Source organism: Variovorax sp. GW460-12-1-14-LB1 (genome assembly GCF_059423605.1).
On the sequence record NZ_JBWKYF010000059.1, the window covers coordinates 1 to 18,829 of the forward strand.

General features: G+C 69.1%; 20 protein-coding genes. 7 read left to right on the forward strand and 13 right to left on the reverse strand.

The window, feature by feature from the left end; translation table 11 throughout:
• The 5 genes from AC07Y4_RS24420 to AC07Y4_RS24440 form a co-directional block, all read left to right on the forward strand.
• Window positions 1-618: DUF6306 domain-containing protein (locus tag AC07Y4_RS24420; protein ID WP_495275211.1), on the forward strand; the 618-nt coding region annotated here is incomplete at its 5' end.
• Complete coding sequence (locus tag AC07Y4_RS24425) at window positions 615-1,313, forward strand: CBS domain-containing protein (RefSeq protein ID WP_495275212.1); 699 nt, start codon at window positions 615-617, stop codon at window positions 1,311-1,313. The genes AC07Y4_RS24420 and AC07Y4_RS24425, both read left to right, overlap by 4 nt.
• Before the next feature lie 70 nt (window positions 1,314-1,383).
• Window positions 1,384-2,079, forward strand: a complete 696-nt coding sequence (locus AC07Y4_RS24430; RefSeq protein WP_495275213.1) for an RNA polymerase sigma factor — start codon at window positions 1,384-1,386, stop codon at window positions 2,077-2,079.
• A gap of 37 nt (window positions 2,080-2,116) precedes the next feature.
• On the forward strand, window positions 2,117-2,686 hold the full coding sequence (locus AC07Y4_RS24435) for a ferritin-like domain-containing protein (protein ID WP_495275214.1): 570 nt from the start codon (window positions 2,117-2,119) through the stop codon (window positions 2,684-2,686).
• Window positions 2,683-3,090 carry a c-type cytochrome gene (locus AC07Y4_RS24440; protein WP_495275215.1) on the forward strand — a complete coding sequence of 136 codons (408 nt, stop codon included), beginning with the start codon at window positions 2,683-2,685 and terminating at the stop codon, window positions 3,088-3,090. The genes AC07Y4_RS24435 and AC07Y4_RS24440 overlap by 4 nt, the downstream gene beginning before the upstream one ends.
• Here AC07Y4_RS24440 and AC07Y4_RS24445 read toward each other — a convergent pair.
• Together AC07Y4_RS24445 and AC07Y4_RS24450 are read right to left on the reverse strand one after the other, a co-directional pair.
• Complete coding sequence (locus tag AC07Y4_RS24445) at window positions 3,077-4,390, reverse strand: aminotransferase class V-fold PLP-dependent enzyme (protein WP_495275216.1); 1,314 nt, start codon at window positions 4,388-4,390, stop codon at window positions 3,077-3,079. The two genes, AC07Y4_RS24440 and AC07Y4_RS24445, sit on opposite strands and share 14 nt — an antisense overlap.
• Before the next feature lie 4 nt (window positions 4,391-4,394).
• Complete coding sequence (locus AC07Y4_RS24450; protein ID WP_495275217.1) at window positions 4,395-5,297, reverse strand: amino acid ABC transporter substrate-binding protein; 903 nt, start codon at window positions 5,295-5,297, stop codon at window positions 4,395-4,397.
• A gap of 133 nt (window positions 5,298-5,430) precedes the next feature.
• On the opposite strand from AC07Y4_RS24450, the gene AC07Y4_RS24455 reads away from it, so the two are divergent.
• Window positions 5,431-6,348, forward strand: coding sequence for a LysR family transcriptional regulator (locus tag AC07Y4_RS24455; protein ID WP_159275029.1), 918 nt, complete (start codon window positions 5,431-5,433; stop codon window positions 6,346-6,348).
• A 142-nt stretch (window positions 6,349-6,490) separates the two neighbouring features.
• On the opposite strand, the gene AC07Y4_RS24460 is transcribed toward AC07Y4_RS24455, so the two are convergent.
• The 9 genes from AC07Y4_RS24460 to AC07Y4_RS24500 form a co-directional block, all read right to left on the reverse strand.
• Window positions 6,491-7,960, reverse strand: coding sequence for an N-acyl-D-amino-acid deacylase family protein (locus AC07Y4_RS24460; protein ID WP_159275030.1), 1,470 nt, complete (start codon window positions 7,958-7,960; stop codon window positions 6,491-6,493).
• The gene (locus AC07Y4_RS24465; protein WP_159275031.1) at window positions 7,957-8,874 is read right to left on the reverse strand and encodes a MurR/RpiR family transcriptional regulator; all 918 of its coding nucleotides are present in this window, start codon (window positions 8,872-8,874) and stop codon (window positions 7,957-7,959) included. The genes AC07Y4_RS24460 and AC07Y4_RS24465 overlap by 4 nt, the downstream gene beginning before the upstream one ends.
• Before the next feature lie 11 nt (window positions 8,875-8,885).
• On the reverse strand, window positions 8,886-10,193 hold the full coding sequence (locus AC07Y4_RS24470) for an amino acid deaminase (RefSeq protein ID WP_159275032.1): 1,308 nt from the start codon (window positions 10,191-10,193) through the stop codon (window positions 8,886-8,888).
• Window positions 10,190-11,188 (reverse strand): ABC transporter ATP-binding protein, encoded by a 999-nt coding sequence (locus AC07Y4_RS24475; protein ID WP_495275218.1) that lies wholly within the window; start codon window positions 11,186-11,188, stop codon window positions 10,190-10,192. The genes AC07Y4_RS24470 and AC07Y4_RS24475 overlap by 4 nt, the downstream gene beginning before the upstream one ends.
• A complete protein-coding gene (locus tag AC07Y4_RS24480; RefSeq protein WP_495275219.1) occupies window positions 11,185-12,222 on the reverse strand; it encodes an ABC transporter ATP-binding protein in 1,038 nt (345 codons plus the stop codon). The genes AC07Y4_RS24475 and AC07Y4_RS24480 overlap by 4 nt, the downstream gene beginning before the upstream one ends.
• Window positions 12,222-13,061: an ABC transporter permease gene (locus tag AC07Y4_RS24485; protein ID WP_062482920.1), complete on the reverse strand. Its 840-nt coding sequence runs from the start codon at window positions 13,059-13,061 to the stop codon at window positions 12,222-12,224. The genes AC07Y4_RS24480 and AC07Y4_RS24485 overlap by 1 nt, the downstream gene beginning before the upstream one ends.
• Before the next feature lie 3 nt (window positions 13,062-13,064).
• Window positions 13,065-14,021, reverse strand: coding sequence for an ABC transporter permease (locus AC07Y4_RS24490; RefSeq protein ID WP_095743846.1), 957 nt, complete (start codon window positions 14,019-14,021; stop codon window positions 13,065-13,067).
• Complete coding sequence (locus tag AC07Y4_RS24495; protein WP_495275220.1) at window positions 14,018-15,214, reverse strand: lactonase family protein; 1,197 nt, start codon at window positions 15,212-15,214, stop codon at window positions 14,018-14,020. Before AC07Y4_RS24495 ends, AC07Y4_RS24490 begins: the two co-directional genes overlap by 4 nt.
• A 91-nt stretch (window positions 15,215-15,305) precedes the next feature.
• A complete protein-coding gene (locus AC07Y4_RS24500) occupies window positions 15,306-16,880 on the reverse strand; it encodes an ABC transporter substrate-binding protein (RefSeq protein WP_495275221.1) in 1,575 nt (524 codons plus the stop codon).
• A gap of 193 nt (window positions 16,881-17,073) precedes the next feature.
• Here AC07Y4_RS24500 and AC07Y4_RS24505 point away from each other — a divergent pair, with 193 nt between their 5' ends.
• Window positions 17,074-17,463, forward strand: a complete 390-nt coding sequence (locus AC07Y4_RS24505; RefSeq protein WP_062473709.1) for a RidA family protein — start codon at window positions 17,074-17,076, stop codon at window positions 17,461-17,463.
• Here AC07Y4_RS24505 and AC07Y4_RS24510 read toward each other — a convergent pair whose 3' ends face one another.
• Both AC07Y4_RS24510 and AC07Y4_RS24515 read right to left on the reverse strand, forming a co-directional pair.
• Window positions 17,464-18,084 (reverse strand): ATP-dependent Clp protease proteolytic subunit, encoded by a 621-nt coding sequence (locus AC07Y4_RS24510; protein WP_070059889.1) that lies wholly within the window; start codon window positions 18,082-18,084, stop codon window positions 17,464-17,466. It abuts the gene before it with no gap.
• A 107-nt stretch (window positions 18,085-18,191) separates the two neighbouring features.
• The gene (locus AC07Y4_RS24515) at window positions 18,192-18,824 is read right to left on the reverse strand and encodes a sigma-70 family RNA polymerase sigma factor (protein WP_492679750.1); all 633 of its coding nucleotides are present in this window, start codon (window positions 18,822-18,824) and stop codon (window positions 18,192-18,194) included.
• Window positions 18,825-18,829: the final 5 nt, after the last annotated feature.

Here is an 18,829-nt window from a genome sequence, read left to right on the forward strand (position 1 = left end):
CTGCCGCCCATGCCCCACGCCTGCCCGCCCGACGATGCGGCCCCGCCCTTCGCCGACACGCCCGCCGCGCTGCGCGCGCAGGGACTGCGCTTTCCCGAGCGGGTGGAGGTGTCCTCGCCGGTCTGCTACGCCGACGAGTTGGACGCGGCCTACCGCGAAGCCGGTGACCGCGACGACCTGCTGGCCGCGCTGAACGAACTGCTCGAAGCCGAGCGCGCCGGCGCGCGCATCACGCTGCGCAGCGCCGCCGAGACCGACGACCCCGCGCTGCAGCGCCTGGTGACCGACATCCACCGCGACGAGGTGCGCTGGTGCGGCGTGCTGATCGACGCGATCCAATCGCTGGCCGCCACGCCCAGCACGCGCACCGGCGCGTTCTATGAGCGCGCGATGGCCGTGCCGGAACTGGGCGCACGCCTGGCGCTGCTCAACCGCGGCCAGGGCTGGGTGGTGCGCAAGCTGCAGGCGCTGCTGCCGCGCATCGTCGACGCGCGCATCCACGGCGAGCTGACGGCCATGCTGGTGTCGCACCAGCAGAACATCGCGCGCGTCGATGCGCAGCAGGCACCCCAGGCATCACAGGCCCCGCGCGGGCCGCAGGAAGGAGCTTCATCATGAATGCACAGGACGTCATGACCTCGCCGGTCTTCACGGTCGCGCCGGACACGCCGGTGCGCGACATCAGCGCGCTGCTGCTGGCGCGCCACATCAGCGGCGTGCCGGTGCTCGACCAGGGCGAGGTGGTCGGCATCGTGAGCAAGTCCGACCTGCTGCATCGCTACGAGGCCGAGCCCGGCGGCGCGCCGCCGCACCTGTGGTGGCAGCGCTGGGTGCAGCGCACCGCACCGCCGCGCGACTACGTGCGCGCACACGCGCTGCGCGCGGCCGACCTCATGACGCGCGAGCCGGTGTCGATCGCCGAAGACCTCTCGCTGGCCCGCGTCGCGCAGCTGCTGACCGCCTACCGCATCCAGCGCCTGCCGGTGGTGCGCGGGCGCCGGCTGGTGGGCATCGTGACGAGCGGCGACCTGGTCAAGGCGCTGCTGCGGCAGGCCGAGGCCGACACCGCGCGCGCCGATGCGGGCGACGACGCGCAGATCCTGGCGCGCCTCGTGGCCGAACTGGAACGGCAGACCTGGTGGAGCCGCGCGTGGTCGCATGTGTCGGTGGACAACGGCATCGTGATGTACCACGGCATGGTCGGCAACGAGGCGGAGCGCGACGCGGCGCGCGTGGCGGCCGAGGGCATCGCGGGCGTGCGCGGCGTGGTCGACGAGCGGCTGAGCACGATCGAATGGCAGACGATGGTCTGAAGGGCAAAAAAAAGAAAGTTGCAACACGGCGCGGGGGTGCGCCATCCAATGGGCAGAAGGAACTCATCGCATGCCGCCCACCGCACTGCCCCTGACTGCCGATGCCGACGCGAACGCGTCCGACGCCGAACTGGCCGCACGCGCCGCGCAGGGCGACACGCAGGCCTTCGCGCGCATCATGCGGCGCCACAACCAGCTGCTGTTTCGCACCGCGCGCAGCATCCTGCACAGCAACGCCGACACCGAAGACGCGCTGCAGGACGCCTACCTGCGGGCCTGGCGCGCCATCGGCGGCTTTCGTGACGAAGCAAAGCTCTCGACCTGGCTGGTGCGCATCGTCATCAACGAGGCGCTGGGCCGCCTGCGCCGCCGCGGCGCGCAGGTGATTCCGCTCGACGGCGGCGTGGCCGCGGGGGACGACGACGATGCCCCCGACACGCAGCTCGCCGACGACCCCGACCACCAACCGGAGCGCCTCGCCATGCGGGAAGACCTTCGCCGACTCATGGAGCGCCGCATCGACCGACTGCCCGACGCCTACCGCACCGTGTTCGTGCTGCGCGCGGTGCAGGAACTCAGCGTCGGCGAAACCGCCGAGGCGCTGCAGCTGCCCGAGGCCACGGTGCGGCTGCGCTTCTTCCGCGCCCGCAGCCTGCTGCGCGAAAGCCTGTCGCGCGACATCGACCTGGCGACGGGCGACGCCTTCGCGTTCGACGGCGCGCGCTGCGACCGCATCGTGGCGCGCGTGCTGGCGGCGCTGCCTTGATTCTTCCCACAACCACCACCCCCGAGGAGACCCCACCATGTCCTTTTTCCTGATGCCCACCCCGACCGCCGCGCGGCGCGCCTTTCTCGGCCACTCCGGCCTGATGCTGTCGGGCGCCGCCGTGGCGCTGCTGGCGGGACGCGACGCGCTCGCCGCGAAGAGCGGCAGTGCCACCGGCAACGACGTGCAGATCCTCAACACCGCGCTCGGCGCCGAGCTCGAGGCCATCGCGGCCTACCAGCTCGGTGCGGAAAGCAAGCTGCTCGAGAAGCCCGTGCTCGACCTCGCCGTGACCTTCCAGGGCCACCACAAGGAGCATGCCGACCTGCTGGCCAAGACCATCGCGAAGCTCGGCGGCAAGGCCGTCGCGGCCAAGGCGCGCTACGACTTCCCGGTGGAGCAGCTCAAGTCGCAAGCCGATGTGTTGCGCTTCGCAGCGAAGCTTGAACAAGGCGCCGTGAGCGCCTACCTGGGCGCGGTGCCGCTGTTCGGCAACCGCGAGCTGTCGAAGGCCGCGGCCAGCATCCTCGGCGACGAGGCGATGCACTGGGCCGTGCTGCGCCAGGCGCTCGGCGAGGCGCCGGTGCCTTCGGCGTTCGTGTCGTGAGCCGTGCGGCGCGCGGGCTCGCAGCGGGCCTGCTGGCCGCGTGGGCCTGTGCGGCTGCCGCAACGCCCGACGCGGTGCGCGGCGAACAGGTCTACGCGCGCTGCCAGGCCTGCCACGCGCTGGCCGCCGACCGGGTCGGGCCGCGCCACTGCGGCCTGTTCGGCCGGCTCGCCGGCAGCGTGCCAGGCTTCGCGTACTCGGAGGCGATGAAGAAGTCGCGCATCGTGTGGAACGACAAGACGCTCGACCGCTTCCTCAGCGCCCCGCTCGCGATGGTGCCGGGCAGCAGCATGACCTACGACGGCGTGCCCGATCCACGCGACCGCGCCGACCTGCTCGCCTACCTGCGGCAGGCGAACGACACGCCGGCCTGCGCGGCGCTGGCGCGCCCTACGCCGCGCTGACCGCGGGCGTGAAGGCGCCTGCAATCTCGCGCGTCACGCGCAGGAAGGCTTCCATCTCGCCCACCGTGTGGCAGTGCAGCGGCGACACGCGCACGGTGCCTTCGAGCCCGAAGGATTCGAGCATCCGCTTCGAGTAGATGCTGCTGGCCACGCGCTCGTACACGGTGACGCCGCGCAGGCCGTACTCCACCACGGCCTGCGTGCAGTCGAGCCCGTCGAAGCCGATGCCCAGGATCAGGTCGCGCTGCGTCAAGTCTTCATGGTCGAGAAACACCTGCACGCCGTCGAGCGCGCGCAGGCCCGGCGTCTGCGCGGTGCCGTCGAGCAGCGTCGCCAGCAGCGCGCGCTCGTGCAGCTCGATGCGCTCGATGCCCGCCACGAAGCGGGCGCGGCGGTCGGTCGCGTCGGTGAAGTGGCCGCCGAGCCAGCCCACGTAGTCGACGATTTCGGTCAGCACCGCGAACTGCCACGGCGCCGAGCTGCCCAGCTCCCAGTGGCCGGGCTTCTTGCCGGCCAGCTTGTGGTGCGGCAATGCAGCCGCGCGCTCCGACATCCACGAGAAGCCCGAGCCGCGGCAGCCGAAGAACTTGTAGGGCGCGAGGTTGATGCCGTCCACCGGCGTCTGCTGCAGGTCGATGACGCCGTGCGGCGCGTGCTGCACGGCATCGACGAGGATGTACAGGTCGGGCTTGATCTCGCGCGCGCGCCGCACGATGGCCGCCATGTCGAGCTTGGCGCCCGAGATGTTCGACGCATGGATCACATTGAGCAGGCAGGTGTTCTCGTCGACCAGCCCCACGATGGCGTCCACATCGACGCCGCCGGTGACGGGGTTGCTCTTCGCCACCCGCAGTTCGCGCCCGAGGCGTTCGGCATACAGGCGCATGGCGTCGAAGGCCGAGGGGTGCTCGAGCGCGGTCGTGACCATGTTCGTGCCCGGCACGTTCTCGGCCACCGCGCGCACCATGTCGAACATGGCGCCCGAAGCGGTGAGCGAGGGGTACACGCTGCCGCCCGTGGCGTTGAGGATCGTGCGCAGGTCGTCGGCGCCGCGCGCCTGCATCGCCTGCAGCTCGACGGCGGTGGCGTGGATGCGCTCGGCGTTGTCGGGAATGGCGTCGACCTGCGCGAAGCGCTCGACCGCGGCCTTGAGCCGGAACGAGCCGCCGGCGTTGTCGAAGTACAGGCGCTCGCGGCCGTGGTGGTCGCGTTCGATGCCCAGGAAGCGCTCGCGCACCTGGCGCATCAGCGCATCGGAAAGGAGCTCGCCTCGGGGCAGGTCCGCACGTGTGGCTGTCATGGTGTCAGACGCCCTTGTTGTTGGGGTTCTTGTAGATCTCGCGCACCGCGTCCGTCATCGGGAAGTTGAGGTTCGCGTTGCGCGGCGGGATCGGCGAGAGGAACCACTTGGTGTACAGCTGCTCGATGGCGCCCGACTTCATGAGGCCGTTGACGGTCTCGTCGACCAGCGCCTTGAACTCGGGGTCGTCCTTGCGCAGCATGATGCCGTAGGGCTCCTGGCGCAGCGACTCCTTGAGGATCTTGTAGTCGCCCGGGTTGGTGGCGCTGGCGATCATGCCGGCCAGCTGCACGTCGTCGAGCACGTAGGCATCGGCGCGGCCGGTGGACAGCAGCAGGAAGCCGTCGGAGGTGTCCTTGCCCGCGATCTCGTTCACCTCGATGGTGCCGCTCTTGCGCGCACCGCGCAGCAGCTGGATCGACGTGCTGCCCGAGACGGTGGCCACGTTCTTGCCGTTGAGGTCGGGCAGCGCGTTGATGCCCGAGTTCTTCTTCACGGCGGCCGTGATGTTGGTGACGAAGTGGCTCGGCGCGAAGTCGACCTGCGCCTGGCGCTGAGTGGTGTTGGTGGTGGTCGCGCAGTCCAGGTCCACGGTGCCGTTCTGCAGCAGCGGGATGCGGTTGGTCGAGTTGAGCATGGTGTAGCGCACCTCGATCTTCGGCAGGCCCAGCTTGGCCTTCACCGCGTCGACGATCTTCAGGCAGATGTCGTTGGTGAAGCCGATGGGCGCGCTGTCGGCGCTGAGCTTGTACGAGAACGGGATCTGGCTGTCGCGCGCGCCGATCTGGATCGTGCCGCTGTCCTTGATCTTGCGCAGCGTGCCGGCGTCCTGCGCGCTGGCGGCGCCGCAGGCGAAGACGAGGGCGAGTGCCCATGCGACAGGTGCGAGAGGCAGTTTGAAGTCCATGGTGTGTTCCTTGGGTTGCAATGACGGTGGCCTGGCGCGCATCTTCTGCGTCCCGACGAATTTCTAAAAGCGATTTTTTGTGATCGAATCGCATGAAGAAAAGCGTTCTTTCTTTCAGGAGCCGCCCGCCGTGATGACCTTCAAGCAACTCGAAGCCCTCTACTGGATCGCCCGGCTGGGCGGCTTCGCGCAGGCGGCCAACCAGCTGCACACCTCGCAGTCGGCCATCTCCAAGCGCGTGCACGAGCTGGAGCAGCTGTTCGACACCGAGCTGTTCGACCGCAGCCAGCGCACGGCGCGCCTCACCGAAAAAGGCGAGGAGATGTTCGTGCTCGCCAGGAAGCTGCTCGACCAGCGCGACGCCGCCGTCGAGCAGTTCGGCAAGCCCGGCGTGGTGGAGCGGCGCATCCGCCTGGGCGTGACCGAGCTCACTGCCATGACGTGGCTGCCGCGCCTGGTCGGCCTGATCCAGCAGCACTACCCCAAGGTGATCCTCGAGCCCGACGTGGACGACAGCCTGCAGCTGCGCGACAAGCTCCTGGCCGACGAGCTCGACGTGGTCATCGTGCCCCACACCTTCGCCGACTCGCGCATGCAGAGCAAGGTCATCGGCCGCGTGAAGAGCGCGTGGATGTGCAAGCCCGGCGTGGTGCAGGGCGGCGGCACCGTGCGCCTGCACGACCTGGCGCGCCACCGGATGCTGGTGCAGGGCAACAACTCGGGCACCGGCCGCGCCTACGACGCCTGGATGAAGGACCAGGGCGTGCAGCCCGCCAACGCGATCGTGGTGAGCAACCTCGTGGCGCTCACGGGCCTCACCGTGTCGGGCCTGGGCGTGAGCTACCTGCCGCGCGAATGCCTCGCGCCGCTGGTCGACGCCGGCATGCTCGAGGTGCTCGACGTGACGCCCGCGCTGCCCGTGGTGCGCTACGTGGCCATGCACAAGGGCGAGCACCGCAGCGCGCTCACCTCGTCGATCGTGATGCTGGCGCAGGCGTGCTGCGACTTCACGCGGATGTTCCAGGCGCAGCCGGAAGAAGAGGCCTCGTAGGGTTCGCGCGCTGCGCCCGGCGGGCCCAGGACACTGGGTGCTTCCCGCAGCGAAATCAAGGAGGAGGCCGCAGGCCGGGGGACATTCGCGGAGGGAAGTACCCGGTGGCCTGGGCCCGCGCCCCGAACGCACCCGCGTCTTGTCAGCCCCCGCGCGTCAGCATCCGCCCCGCGCGCGCCAGCACCTTCGCTTCGCCTTCGCCGCCGCGGTAGGCCAGCACGCCGTTCACGAACACGCGCTCGACGCCGAGGCTCACGCCATGCGGCTTGTCGTAGGTGGCGGTGTCGGTGATGGTCTCGGGATCGAACACGACCACGTCGGCCATCGTGCCGACGCGCAACAGGCCGCGATCGGCGATGCGCAGGTTGCGCGCCGTCATGCCCGTCATCTTGTGCACCGCCTGCTCCAGCGTGAAGAGCTTGCGCTGGCGCCAGTAGCGCGCGAACACGCGCGGGAACGCGCCCCACAGCCGCGGGTGCGGATGGCGGTCGTGCGGCAGGCCGTCGCTGCCGATCATGGTCAGCGGGTGCGCAATGACGCGCTCCACGTCTTCTTCCTGCATCTGGAAGTAGCAGGCGCCGCCGGGCTTCAGCCGCAGGCAGGCCTCCTGCTCGGTGGTGCCCCACTCACGCGCGATGTCGGAAATCAGGCGGCCGGTCATCTCGGGGTGCGGGTCGGACCAGGTCAGCAGCACGTCGATCACGCCGTCCACCAGGTCTTCGCGCAGCACGGTGGAGCCGGCCACGTAGGGGTAGACGTCCATCGCGATCTCCTGGCGCTGCGACAGCGCCTCGATCAGCGGCAGCGTCTCCTTCGTGCGGCCCCAGTTCGCAGGACCGGCGCACTTGTGGTGCGAGATGACCAGCGGCACGCCCGCGCTGAAGGCCGTGTCGCCGGCCTCGTGCAGCGCCTCGATGATCTGCTGCATCTCGCTGCGCAGGTGCGTGGCGTACAAGCCGCCATGGCGCGCGACGACGCGCGCGAGCGCGGTGACTTCCTCGGCCGGCGCGGCAAACGCTTCTTCGTAGAACAGGCCCGACGACATGCCGTGCGCGCCCGCGGCCATGCAGTCGTCGAGCAGCGCTTCCATGCGCGCCAGCTCGTCGCCATCGGCGGGCCGGTCGAGCGCCTGCATCGCCGCGAAGCGCAGCGTGGTGTGGCCCACGAGCGCGGCCACGTTGAGCGCAGGCTGCACCGCATCGACCGCCGCGCGGTACTCGGCCATGGTCGCGTGCTTGAACGAGTCCGCACCCAGCAGCGTGAGCGGCGACTTCGATTGCGGCGTGCGGTACGGCGCCAGCGAGATGCCGCAGTTGCCCGTGACCACGGTCGTGATGCCCTGCGACACCTTGGGCAGGCACAGCGGGTCGCGCAGCACGATGGCGTCGTCGTGCGTGTGGGCGTCGATGAAGCCGGGCGCGATCACCTTGCCGCGGCAGTCGACCACGTCGACGTCGGCGATGTTCAACCCTGCAGGCAGGCGCGTGCGCAGGCCTTCGCCCAGCGCCAGGATGCGGTCGCCCTGCAGCAGCACGTCGCCGGGCCACGAAGGGCCGCCCGAGCCGTCGACCACGAGGCCGGCTTCGAGCAGCACGGCTTGGGTGTCGCTCATGGTTCGCTGTCTCCCTTTTTCGTGTTGATGCCGCCGCCGTCCCAGCTTTGCAGCGGGTGCGTGGTGGCGTCGATGCCGTGGCGCTGGAAGGCCTCGCGCGCGCGCTGCAGGCGCTGCACGGCGGGCTCGCCGCGGCGCTGCGCCACCAGCACGGTGAGGATTTCGATGACCGTGAGGTGCGTGAGGTAGGCGTCGATGCCCACGTGCATCACGGCATCGTCGGGCACCGACAGGCCGATGAGGAAGTCGGCCTTGGCCGCCAGCGCCGTGCCCGGCCGCGTGATCGCGACCACCTGGGCGCCCTGCCCGCGTGCGATGTCCACCGCGTCGAGCAGCGAGGGCATGCCGCCCACGTGCGAGATGGCGATGACCACGCCGCCCGGTCGCTGCGCCGCGCCGGCCACCTGCTGCAGGTGGTAGTCGGCCCAGGCGTTGGCCGAGAGGCCGAGGCGGAACAGCCGCGCCTGCAGGTCGCTCGCCATGAACCACGAGGTGGCGCCCGCGCCGTACAGGTCGACGTGCGGTGCGGCCGCGATGGCGCGCACGGCGCCGTCGAGCACCTGCATGTCGAGCTGGCCGCGCACGCCCGAGACCGAAGCCGCGGCGCTGCGCGCGATCTTGCTGACCACTTCGTCGGCGGCATCTTCGATGTTGACGCGGCGGTGCAGCGGCGAACCGCCGAGCGCCAGTTCCTGTGCGAGCGCGAGCTTGAACTCGCGCAGCCCGGCAAAGCCGAGGTCGCGGCAGGTGCGCATGATGGTGGGCACCGAGCTGCGCGAGCGCTCGGCCAGCTGCTCGAAGCTCTCTTCGAGCGCGCGGTCGGGGTCTTCGAGGATCAGGTCGAGGATCGCGCGCCGCGTGGCCGGCGCGTCGCTGCGCGCCTCGGCGATCCTCTGGAGCAATGAGGGCGTCATCGGTGCGTTGTTCAGAAGTGCATGGCGACGGCGTCGCTCACGCGATAGTCGTTCTCGACCACGGGCATCCAGTGCCATTTGTCGAAGGTGGTGCAGGGGTGCGAGATGCCCAGGCCCACGCGGTCGCCGACCTTCGGTGCATCGGCCTCTTCGCTCTCGTCCCAGCGCAGGTAGGCGTGCTGGTCGTTCAGCGCGGTGATCTTCCATCCGGCGGGCACGCCCTGGGGCTGCAACGCGCCGCGCGTCGCGCGTGCGATCGGCACGGGCATCGACAGGTCGAAGGAGATGTCGCGCTTGCCGACCGACAGGATCGCCAGGCCCGGCTCAGGCCGCGACTGCACGTTGGCCCAGACCTCCATCGCCGGCGTCAGGCCCTCGCCGCATTCGCAGCCCAGGCGTTCGTCGACCACGTTCACCATGCGCTTGTAGAAGCCATGGTCGTGCGTGACGTAGCAACCCGAACGCAGCAGGCCGCGCACCGGCGAGCCCAGCGCGGGCTTCAGGCGTCCGGCCACGAGGTCGAAGATGGCCGAGCCGCCAGCCGAGACCAGCACCTCGTCGGTCTCGAAGAGCTGGTGCGTGTCGCAGTGGCGGGCCACGGCTTCCACACGGTCCATCAGCGTGGTGGCGTAGGCCGTGTCGGGCCCGCTTTCGCCGGTGGCGCCCTGCCCTTCATAGGTCTCGATGCCCACGAGCTTGGCCGCGTCGCTGGCGCGCACCCGCGTGGCGAGCGCAACGGCTTCGTCGTGCGTGCGGCAGCCGGTGCGTGCGCCCTGCACGCCGATCTCGAGCATGACCTCGAAAGGCACGCTCGCAGGATGGCGCTTCGACCAGTCTTCGATCAGCGCCAGCTGCGCAATCGAATCGACGAGGAAGACGACGCGCAGGTCCGCATGGTCGGCCAGCAACAGCTGGATGCCGGCCAGGTCTTCATCGCTCACGACCTGGTTGGCGATCAGCGTGCGGCGCGCGCCGGCGGCCACGCCCACGGCCAGCTGCGTGACGGTGGCAAAGGTCAGGCCCCAGGCGCCGGCGTCGAGCTGGCGCTGGAACAACTGCGGCGACATGGTGGTCTTGCCGTGCGGCGCCAGGTCGATGCCCCATTCGCGCACGCGCGCCTGCATCCATTGGAGGTTGTGCTCGAGCGCCTCGCGCTTGAGCACGGCCAGCGGCAGCGGCAGGTCGCCGGCCAGCACGTTCCAGCCGGCGGCGCCGACTTCACTGCGCAGGCGCGGCGGCTGGGTGCGCGGGTAGCCCTTGAAACGGTCGCTCAGCAGCGGGTCGATGAAGTCGTGAATCGAGGAAGAAATGTCGGTCATGGTCGTGCAACGGCGATGTGGGAGAGCAGTTCTTTGCGGATGCAGGCGCTGTAGTGTCCTGCGGAAACCTCATCCAGGCTGGGTACCGTCTGCGCACAGGCCTCGATGGCATGCGGGCAGCGCGTGCGGAACACGCAGCCCGAGGGCGGCGAGATCGGGCTGGGAATGTCGCCCTTCAGTGCGATGCGCTCGGTCGCCAGCTCGGGATCAGGCTTCGGGCTCGCGGCCAGCAGCGCCTGGGTGTAGGGGTGCGAGGGGTTCGCGAACAGTTCCTCGGTGGTGGCCACTTCCATCACCTTGCCCAGGTAGAGCACCACCACGCGGTCGCACAGGTACTCGACCACATCGAGGTCGTGCGAGATGAAGAGCATCGTCAGCCCGAGCCGCTCGCGCAGGTCGGCCAGCAGGTTGATGACCTGCGACTGGATCGACACATCGAGTGCCGACAGCGGCTCATCGGCCACGATGAACTCGGGCTCCACAGCCAGCGCGCGCGCCACGCCGATGCGCTGGCGCTGGCCGCCCGAGAACTCGTGCGGGAAGCGGCTGGCGTGCTCGGGGCGCAGGCCCACGGTCTCCAGCAGCTCGGCGATGCGCTTGTCGCGCGCCGCCGCGCCCTTGTGCAGGCCGTGCGTGGACAGCGCCTCGCCCAGGATGGCGCTGATGCGCATCTTCGGGTTCAGGCTGGCGTACGGGTCCTGAAAGATGATCTGCAGCTTGCTGCGCAGCTTGCGCATGCGCTCGCCGGAGAGCGCGCCGATGTCGTCGCCCCGGTACAGCACCTGGCCCTCGGTGCGCTCGACCAGGCGCAGCACGGTGCGTCCGATGGTGCTCTTGCCCGAGCCCGATTCGCCGACCAGGCCCAGCGTCTCGCCGGGGTGGATCGCGAAGGACACGTCGTCGACTGCGCGCACGGGGCGCTCGCTGCTGCCGAAGTATTTCTTGAGGCCGCGGACTTCGATGAGGGGAGAGGAAGAAGAAGAAACAGCGGTCATGCGACCCTCGCGAGTTGGGCATCGGGCTGCACGCGTACACAACGCGCCTGGCGATCCTGGCGGATGTCGATCAGCGGCGGCATGGCGCTGCGGCATTCGGGCAGCGCCTGGTCGCAGCGCGGCTCGAAGGCACAGCCGGGCGGTGGGGAGAGCGGGCTGGACACCTGCCCACGAATCGCGAACAGCCGCTTGGGCTTGGGTTGCCCAGGAACTCGCGCCTTGCCCGGAAGGCAGGCCAGCAGGCCCTGCGTGTACGGATGCTCGGGCTGCGCGAACAGAGGCCGCACGGGCGCACGTTCGACCACGCGGCCCGAGTACATGACCACCACGTCGTCGGCATGGTGCGCCACCACGCCCAGGTTGTGCGTGATGAACAGGATGCTCATGCCCGTCTCGGCCTGCAGCCGGCGCATGAGTTCGAGGATCTGCGCCTGGATGGTCACGTCCAGCGCGGTGGTGGGCTCGTCGGCGATCAGCAGCGTCGGATCGCAGGCCATGGCCAGCGCGATCATCACGCGCTGGCGCATGCCGCCCGAGAGCTGGTGCGGGTACTCGTGGATGCGTTGGGCCGCGGCCGGGATCTCGACCAGCTCCAGCATGCGCAGCGCATGGGCCAAGGCCGCCTTGCGGTCCAGCCCCTTGTGCAGGCGCACGCTCTCGGCAATCTGCTCGCCGATGGTGAACACCGGGTTCAGGCTGGTCATGGGCTCCTGGAAGATCATCGACAGCTGGTTGCCGCGCAGGGAGCGCATCTCGCGCTCGCCGATCTGCAGCAGGTCGAGCGTCTTGCCTTCGCGCGTGACGAAGGAAGCCGATCCGCTGACCTGTGCGTTCGCGGTCTTGGGCAAGAGGCGCATCAGCGTGAGGCTGGTGACGGACTTGCCCGAGCCCGATTCGCCCACCAGTGCGGTGGTCTTGCCGGGTTGAATGGCAAAGCTCACGTCGGCCACCGAGCGGATCAGTCCGTCTTCGGTGGGAAAGCTGGTGCTCAGGTTGGTGACCGTGAGGCGTGGGGTGTTCGTGGCGTTGTTCATCACGAGGTCTTCTTGAGCTTCGGATCGAGCAGGTCGCGCACACCATCACCCAGCAGCTGCAGCGACAGCGCCGTGAAGATGATCGCCAGGCCCGGGAACAGAACGACCCAGAAGGCCTGGTGCGCGTACTGCTGGCTGCCCGCAACCATGGTGCCCCATGTGGGGATCTCGGGCGGCACGCCCACGCCCAGGAACGACAGGCCGGCTTCGGCCAGGATGGCGTAGGCGAAGATGAACGACACCTGCACGAGGATCGGCGACATCAGGTTCGGCAGGATGTGGCGCCACAGGATGCGAGAGGTGCGCACGCCCAAAGCGCGCACGGCTTCGACGAAGAGAAGTTCGCGCACGACCAAGGTCGAAGCCCGCACCACCCGCGCCACGCGCGGCGTGTAGACCAGCACCAGCGCGAGCACGGTGTTCATCAGCGACGGTCCCAGGATGGCCACCAGCGCGATGGCCAGCAGGATGTCGGGGAAGGACATCATGGCGTCGACCACGCGCATCAGTGGTGCGTCGAGCCGGCGGAAGAACCCGGCCATCAAACCCAGTACCGTGCCGGCGATGACCGCGCCCAGCGCCGTGAGCGCCGCGATGGCCAGCGAGTAGCGCGCGCCATGCACGATGCGCGCATACATGTCGCGCCCGAGTTCGTCGGTTCCGAGCAGGTGTTCGGCGCTGGGCGCCTTCAGGCGCTGCAGCACCGCGGTGTCGTTGGGATCGGCGGACGCGAACAGCGGTGCACCAACCGCGAGCACGGCGATCACCAGCAGAACCAGGGCGGAGACCATCACGATGCGGCGGTGCATCAGCTGGCGGAGCATTCGAGGCATGCGCATCGTTCAGACCTTCACGCGCGGATCGACCACCGCATACAGCAGGTCGATCGAGAAATTGATGAGCACATAGATCGCAGCGATCACGAGCAGCGCACCTTGAATGACCGGGTAGTCGCGCCGCAGCACGGCGTTGACCACGAGGTTGCCCACGCCGGGCAGGCCGAACACGGTCTCGGTGATGACGGCGCCGCCGATCATCAGAGCGACGGTGAGGCCGATCACGGTGACGATGGGCACCAAGGCATTGCGCAGCGCGTGCTTGAGCACGACGACCTTCTCGCTCAGGCCTTTGGAGCGCGCGGTGCGCACGTAGTCTTCGCCCAGCACGTCGAGCATCGAGGCGCGCGTGAAGCGGATGATGAGCGCGGAGTTCAGCAGGCCCAGCACGGTGGCCGGCAGCACCAGCGCATGCAATCTCTCGGCAAAGGGCGCATCGGGCGCGCCGTAGCCCGACACCGGAAACCACCCGAAGGACACCGCGAAGATCTGGATCAGCACGATGCCCAGCCAGAAGCTGGGAATGCTGGCGCCCAGCATTGCGATGCCGGTGAAGAACTGGTCGACCACGCGGCCACGGAACACGGCCGAGACGATGCCGCAGGGCACGCCGATGAGCGCCGCGATGGCCACGGCCAGCAGCGCCAGCAAGGTGGTGGGCTCGGCGCGCTCCCACAGCGCCTGCGTGACCGGGCGCTGCAGGAAGATCGAGGTGCCCAGGTTGCCCTGCAGCACTTCGCGTAGCCAGTAGCCGAACTGCACGGGCAGCGGTTTGTCCAGGCCGTAGTCCTTCTGCACGCGGGCGATGTCGGCGGCGGTGGCCTGGTCGCCCAGCAGCACGGAGATGGGGTCGCCCGAGGCGGCGCGCGTGAGCACGAAGACCAGCACGGCCACCAGCGCCAGCACGATAAGCATGCCGCCCGCGCGCGAGGCGATGTAGCGAAGCGATGCGCTCTTGATCATGACGAGAACTCGATGGCGGCGGCGCTGCCCACGGCCACGTACTGGCCGGTGAACTGCACGTCGCCGTTCTTCTTCACGCGGAAGATGGTCACGTTGTCGCCCTGCTTGTTGTGGCACACGTAGAGAAAGCGCCCGCTCGGCTCGAGCGTGCAGCTGCGCGGGTAGTTGCCGCGCGTCCACTCCTCGCGCACGAGCGTGGGTGCGCCGGTGCGCGCATCGACCTTGAAGATGGAGATCGAATCGTGCAGCCGGTTGAGCGACACGAAGTGCGTGCCACCCGGCAGCATGCGGATGCCCGAGGCGTAGCTGGTGCCCTTGAAGCCGGCCGGCAGCGCCGAGGTTTCGCTCACCAGCGTGAGCACGCCGGTGGCGCCGTCGTAGCGCAGGAAGGCGATGGTCGAGGCCTCTTCGTTCACGAGGTAGACCCACTTGCCGTTCGGGTGGAAGGCGAAGTGGCGCGCGCCCGAGCTTTCGGACACGGCCACCGTGCTCGGCTGGCTCAGCACGCCGGTGGCGCGATCGAAGCGGTACGAGATGACGCGGTCGAGCCCCAGGTCGGCCACGAGCACGAAGTTGCCGGCCGGGTCGGCCTGCACCATGTGCGCGTGCGGGCCGTCGTGGTCGCTGGTGGCAAAGCCCTCGTGCGAGCGCGCGGCCAGCGGCACCACGTCGGCGCCGGGCTTGCAGGGCGTGGCGGCGCCGCAGGCGGCGACGTCCTTGTAGACGACGGCGGCGCGGTCTGTGTCGAAGCTGCCGTCGGCGCGCAGCGCGATCACGCTGACGTCGCCGCTGGCGTAGTTGGCGGTGAACACGAAGCGGCCGTCGGGGTGCACGCTCAGGTGCGCCGGGTCCTTGCCGCCGCAGGGCATCTCGGCCACGAACGACAGCGCGCCGTTCGCGCCGATGCGAAAGGCCGAGACGGAGCCGGCCTCGAACTCGTTGGCCGCGTAGAGCATGGGCAGGCTCGGGTGCCGCGCGAGCGAGGCAGGGTTGCGCAGCTTCGCCTCGCTGCCCGCGCTGACCACGGCGGGTGGCGCGCCAGGGATGGGCTTGAGCGCGCCGGTCGCGCCGTCCACCACGAACTGGTGCACGCCCAGGCCGCGTCCGCCGCGCCACGGCTTGCCGCCGTCGCTGTAGGTGCCGACGTAGGCGTACACGGGGCCCGAAGTGGTGGCTTGAGCGGGAGTGGCCATGGATGGTTTGAGTCCGAGGGCGCCGAGGCCGGAGGCCAGTGCGCTGACTTGCAGAAGTTGACGACGCGACGGCATGGCGGTGCTTGCGGCCTTACTTGATCTTCGCGTTCCAGAAGAACGGCCAGGTCGCGGGCTGGTAGTTGTCCAGCGCCGGGCTCTTGGCCGAGAGGCCGTTGAACTTGCCGACGTTGATGTAGGGCACTTCGTCGTACACCACCTGCTGCACCTTGCCCCACAGCGCGCCGCGCTTGGCCGGATCGCTCTCGGTGTTGAAGGCGCTCAGTGCAGCCTTCTTGGCGGGCGAATCCCACCAGCCGGGCGCGCCGTCACCCAGTTGCGGCGGCGAGAGCATGGGCTCGGGGAACTGGCCCGAGTGGGTCACGTAGATGTCCCACAGCTTCGGGTCGTTGCGGCGTTGCACCAGCGTGGCCCAGTCGACCACGTTGAGGTCGACCTTGAAGCCGGCGCGCTTGAGCTGCTCGGCCATCAGGAGCGACATGTTGTAGTGAAAGTCGTACTGGCGGCTGGTGAGCACGCGGATCGGCTCGCCCTTGTAGCCGGCCTTGGCCGCGGCGTCTTTCGCCTTGGTGGCGTTGCGCTGGTTGTAGTGGTCGGCGCCGGCCGCCGAGTAGAACGGTGAGCCCTTGGGGAAGTGGTTGGCCTCGGCCACGAAGAAGCGCGTGTCGCCGAAGCCGGCCGCGAGCATTTCGCCCTGGCCCAGCGCGGTCTGGATCGCCTGACGCACCGGCTGGCTCGCTGCCACACCTTCCTTGGTGTTGAGCACGAGGTAGGGGAAGCCGAACGACGGCGTCATGATCGGCAGCGTCTTGCCGCCGGCCTTCTCCAGGCGCGGCAGGGCTTCCACCGGCAGCAGGTCGGCGAAGTCGTACTGGCCGGCCAGCGCGCCCTCGACGCGCGTGCTGGCGTTGGGCACGGGCACGAAGCGCAGCTCTTCGATGGCGGCTTCGCGCTTGCCGCCGTAGCCGCTCGCAGGCTCTTTGCGCGCCGCGTACTTGTCGAAGCGCGTGAGCAGCACGAACTGGTCGGGGCGGCGCTCCTTGAACTTGTAGGGGCCGGTGCCGACGAAGTCTTTCAGCGGCGAAGCGATGGAATCCTTGGCCATGATGGCCGCCATGCCGCTGGGCAGCGCGAGCTGCGACAGCAGCGGCGCGTACGGCGCCTTCAGCACGATCTCCACGCCGAGCGGGCCCTTGGCCTTGAGGCTCTCGATTTCCTTGCCCACGGCCTTGCCGCGCGGCGACTGGTCCATCCAGCGCTGCAGGCTGGCGACCACGTCGTCGGCCGTGAGATCGCGCCCGTTGTGCAGCGCCACGCCCTTGCGCAGCGTGATGGCGTAGGTCTTGCCGTCGGCCGAGATCTTGGGCATGCCCTCGGCCAGCATCGGCACCACGTTCCACTTGGCGTCGAAGGTGTACAGCGTCTCGTACACGTGCTGCATGATGGTTCCGACCAGGTCGGCCGTGGAGGCCATCGGGTCGAGCGTCTGCGGCTCGGCCACCATCGCCAGCGTGGCGAAGTTGCGCGGGCCCTGCGCGTGGGCGCTGGGGTGAGGCAGTGCGGCACACAGCATCGCGAGCAGGGAAGCTCCCAGCAGGCTGCGCTTCGACAGACGAGGCAGGCGCTGGACAAGACCGGCGTGAGACATGGAGAACTCCTTCATGGGGCGGACTGATTTATGAAAGAAATTTTCTTTCTAGGCCGAACTCTGAAGCAGACTTCATGCCAAATCATCCGTGTTAACCCTTGTCGAGGGGTTATTCTGAAAAAGTCTTTCAAATCAGACGGATACTGCGGCCCTCACCCGCCCCACTCAACCTCTCTCACTCACAGGAGTTCCCATGCCCCTCGAATACCTCGGCGCCCCGCCCATCGCTTCCGACCGCCAGGCCCGCCCCTTCTCCCCCGCCGTGCGCGCGGGCGATTTCGTCTACGTGTCGGGCCAGGTGCCCGCCAACGCGCAGGGCGAGATCGTGGCCGGCGGCATCGAGGTGCAGACGCGCCAGGTGATGGAGAACCTGAAGACCGTGCTCGCGCTGGCCGGCGCCACGCTCGACGACGTGTGCAAGAGCACCGTCTGGCTGCACGACGCGCGCGACTTTGGTGCCTTCAACCGCGTCTACATGAGCTACTTCGGTGAAAACAAGCCGGCGCGCTCGACCACCGAGGCGCGCCTCATGGTCGATGCGAAGGTCGAGATCGACGTCGTCGCCTACAAGCCCAAGGCCTGATCAGGCCGGTCGCAACTCGGTCTTGCGCTGCACGATGCGCGAGACCAGCCCGTACTCGACGGCCTCCGTGGCCGACAGCCAGCGGTCGCGCTCGATGTCGGCCAGCACCACGTCGATGGGCTTGCCGGTTTCGCGCGCGATCTCGTGCGCGATGCGCTGGCGGGCCTTGATGATTTCCTGCGCCTGGATCGCGATGTCGGTCGCCTGCCCGCCCGCGCCGCCGCTGGGCTGGTGGATCAAAAAGCGCGTGTTGGGCAGGCACACGCGGCGCTCGCGCGGCGCGGCGAGAAACAGGTGCGTGGCCGCGCTGCCCACCCAGCCAGTGCCGATCATGTGCACCGGCGCGCTGATGAAGCGCACCACGTCGTGGATCGCATCGCCCGACTCCAGGTGCCCGCCGGGCGAGCTCACGAGGATGTCGATGGGTTTGTCGCCGCTGTCGGCATCGAGTGCGATGAGCCGGCGCGTGACGTCGGCGGCCACGCTGTCGGTGATGCTGCCGAAGATCAGCAGCGTGCGCGACTTGAACGCCTTTTCCTCGAGGTACGAATTGCGCGGCTCGGCCGTCGCCGCGGGCGGGGTGTCGTCGTCGGTTTCCAGTGTTGAAAACATGGGCTGCATGAAGAAAGCTCCTGTGGTTGAACTGTCTTGACGAACAAGCCCACAGTTTCGTGACATTGCGCCTGCCGTGGCAAGCAGCACCGTGGTGCCACGGTGCCACGTGCCGCTCAGGCGGCCATCCGGGGCGACACCACGGCCCTTCGGGGTGTACCGACGCCGGCCAGCACCGGGCGCCCCGTCATCGCGCCGCAATGGTCAAGCGCCTGGCGCAGGACGGTATCCACGTTGCGCAGCGACAGCCCGTAGTGGGAGGCCACCTCCTGGCGCGTCTTCTCCTCGATGCGCAAGGCCTCGAGCACCGCCCGGTGACGCCGCGGCAGGCCCTGCATCGCGCGGTCGACCGAACCAACTTCGGCGCGCACTTCGGCCATGTCCTCGGGCCCGGGCGCGTGGTCGATGGCCGACTCGACGGCGGTGTGCGGGTCGTCCACATAGCGCCATGCCCCCTCGCTGCGCAACCGGTCCATGGCCAGGTTGCAGGCCACGCGATAGACGTAGGCGCTGGGGTTTTCCACGGGCGCGCCCACCCGCAGGTGGCCCAGCCGCAGCCAGGCATCGTGCAGGCATTCGCTGGCCATCTCGGCGCACCCGAGATGGCGGGTCAGCTTGCGCCGCAACCCTTCGTAGTTGGCGCAGAGAAAAACCTGCAGCGCCAGGCGACGCTGCGCTTCGTCCCGCAGCGCATCGGCCGCCTCGTCGCGCGCCGGTGCTTCCTGTTCGCAAAGGACACTGGGTGCCATGACAT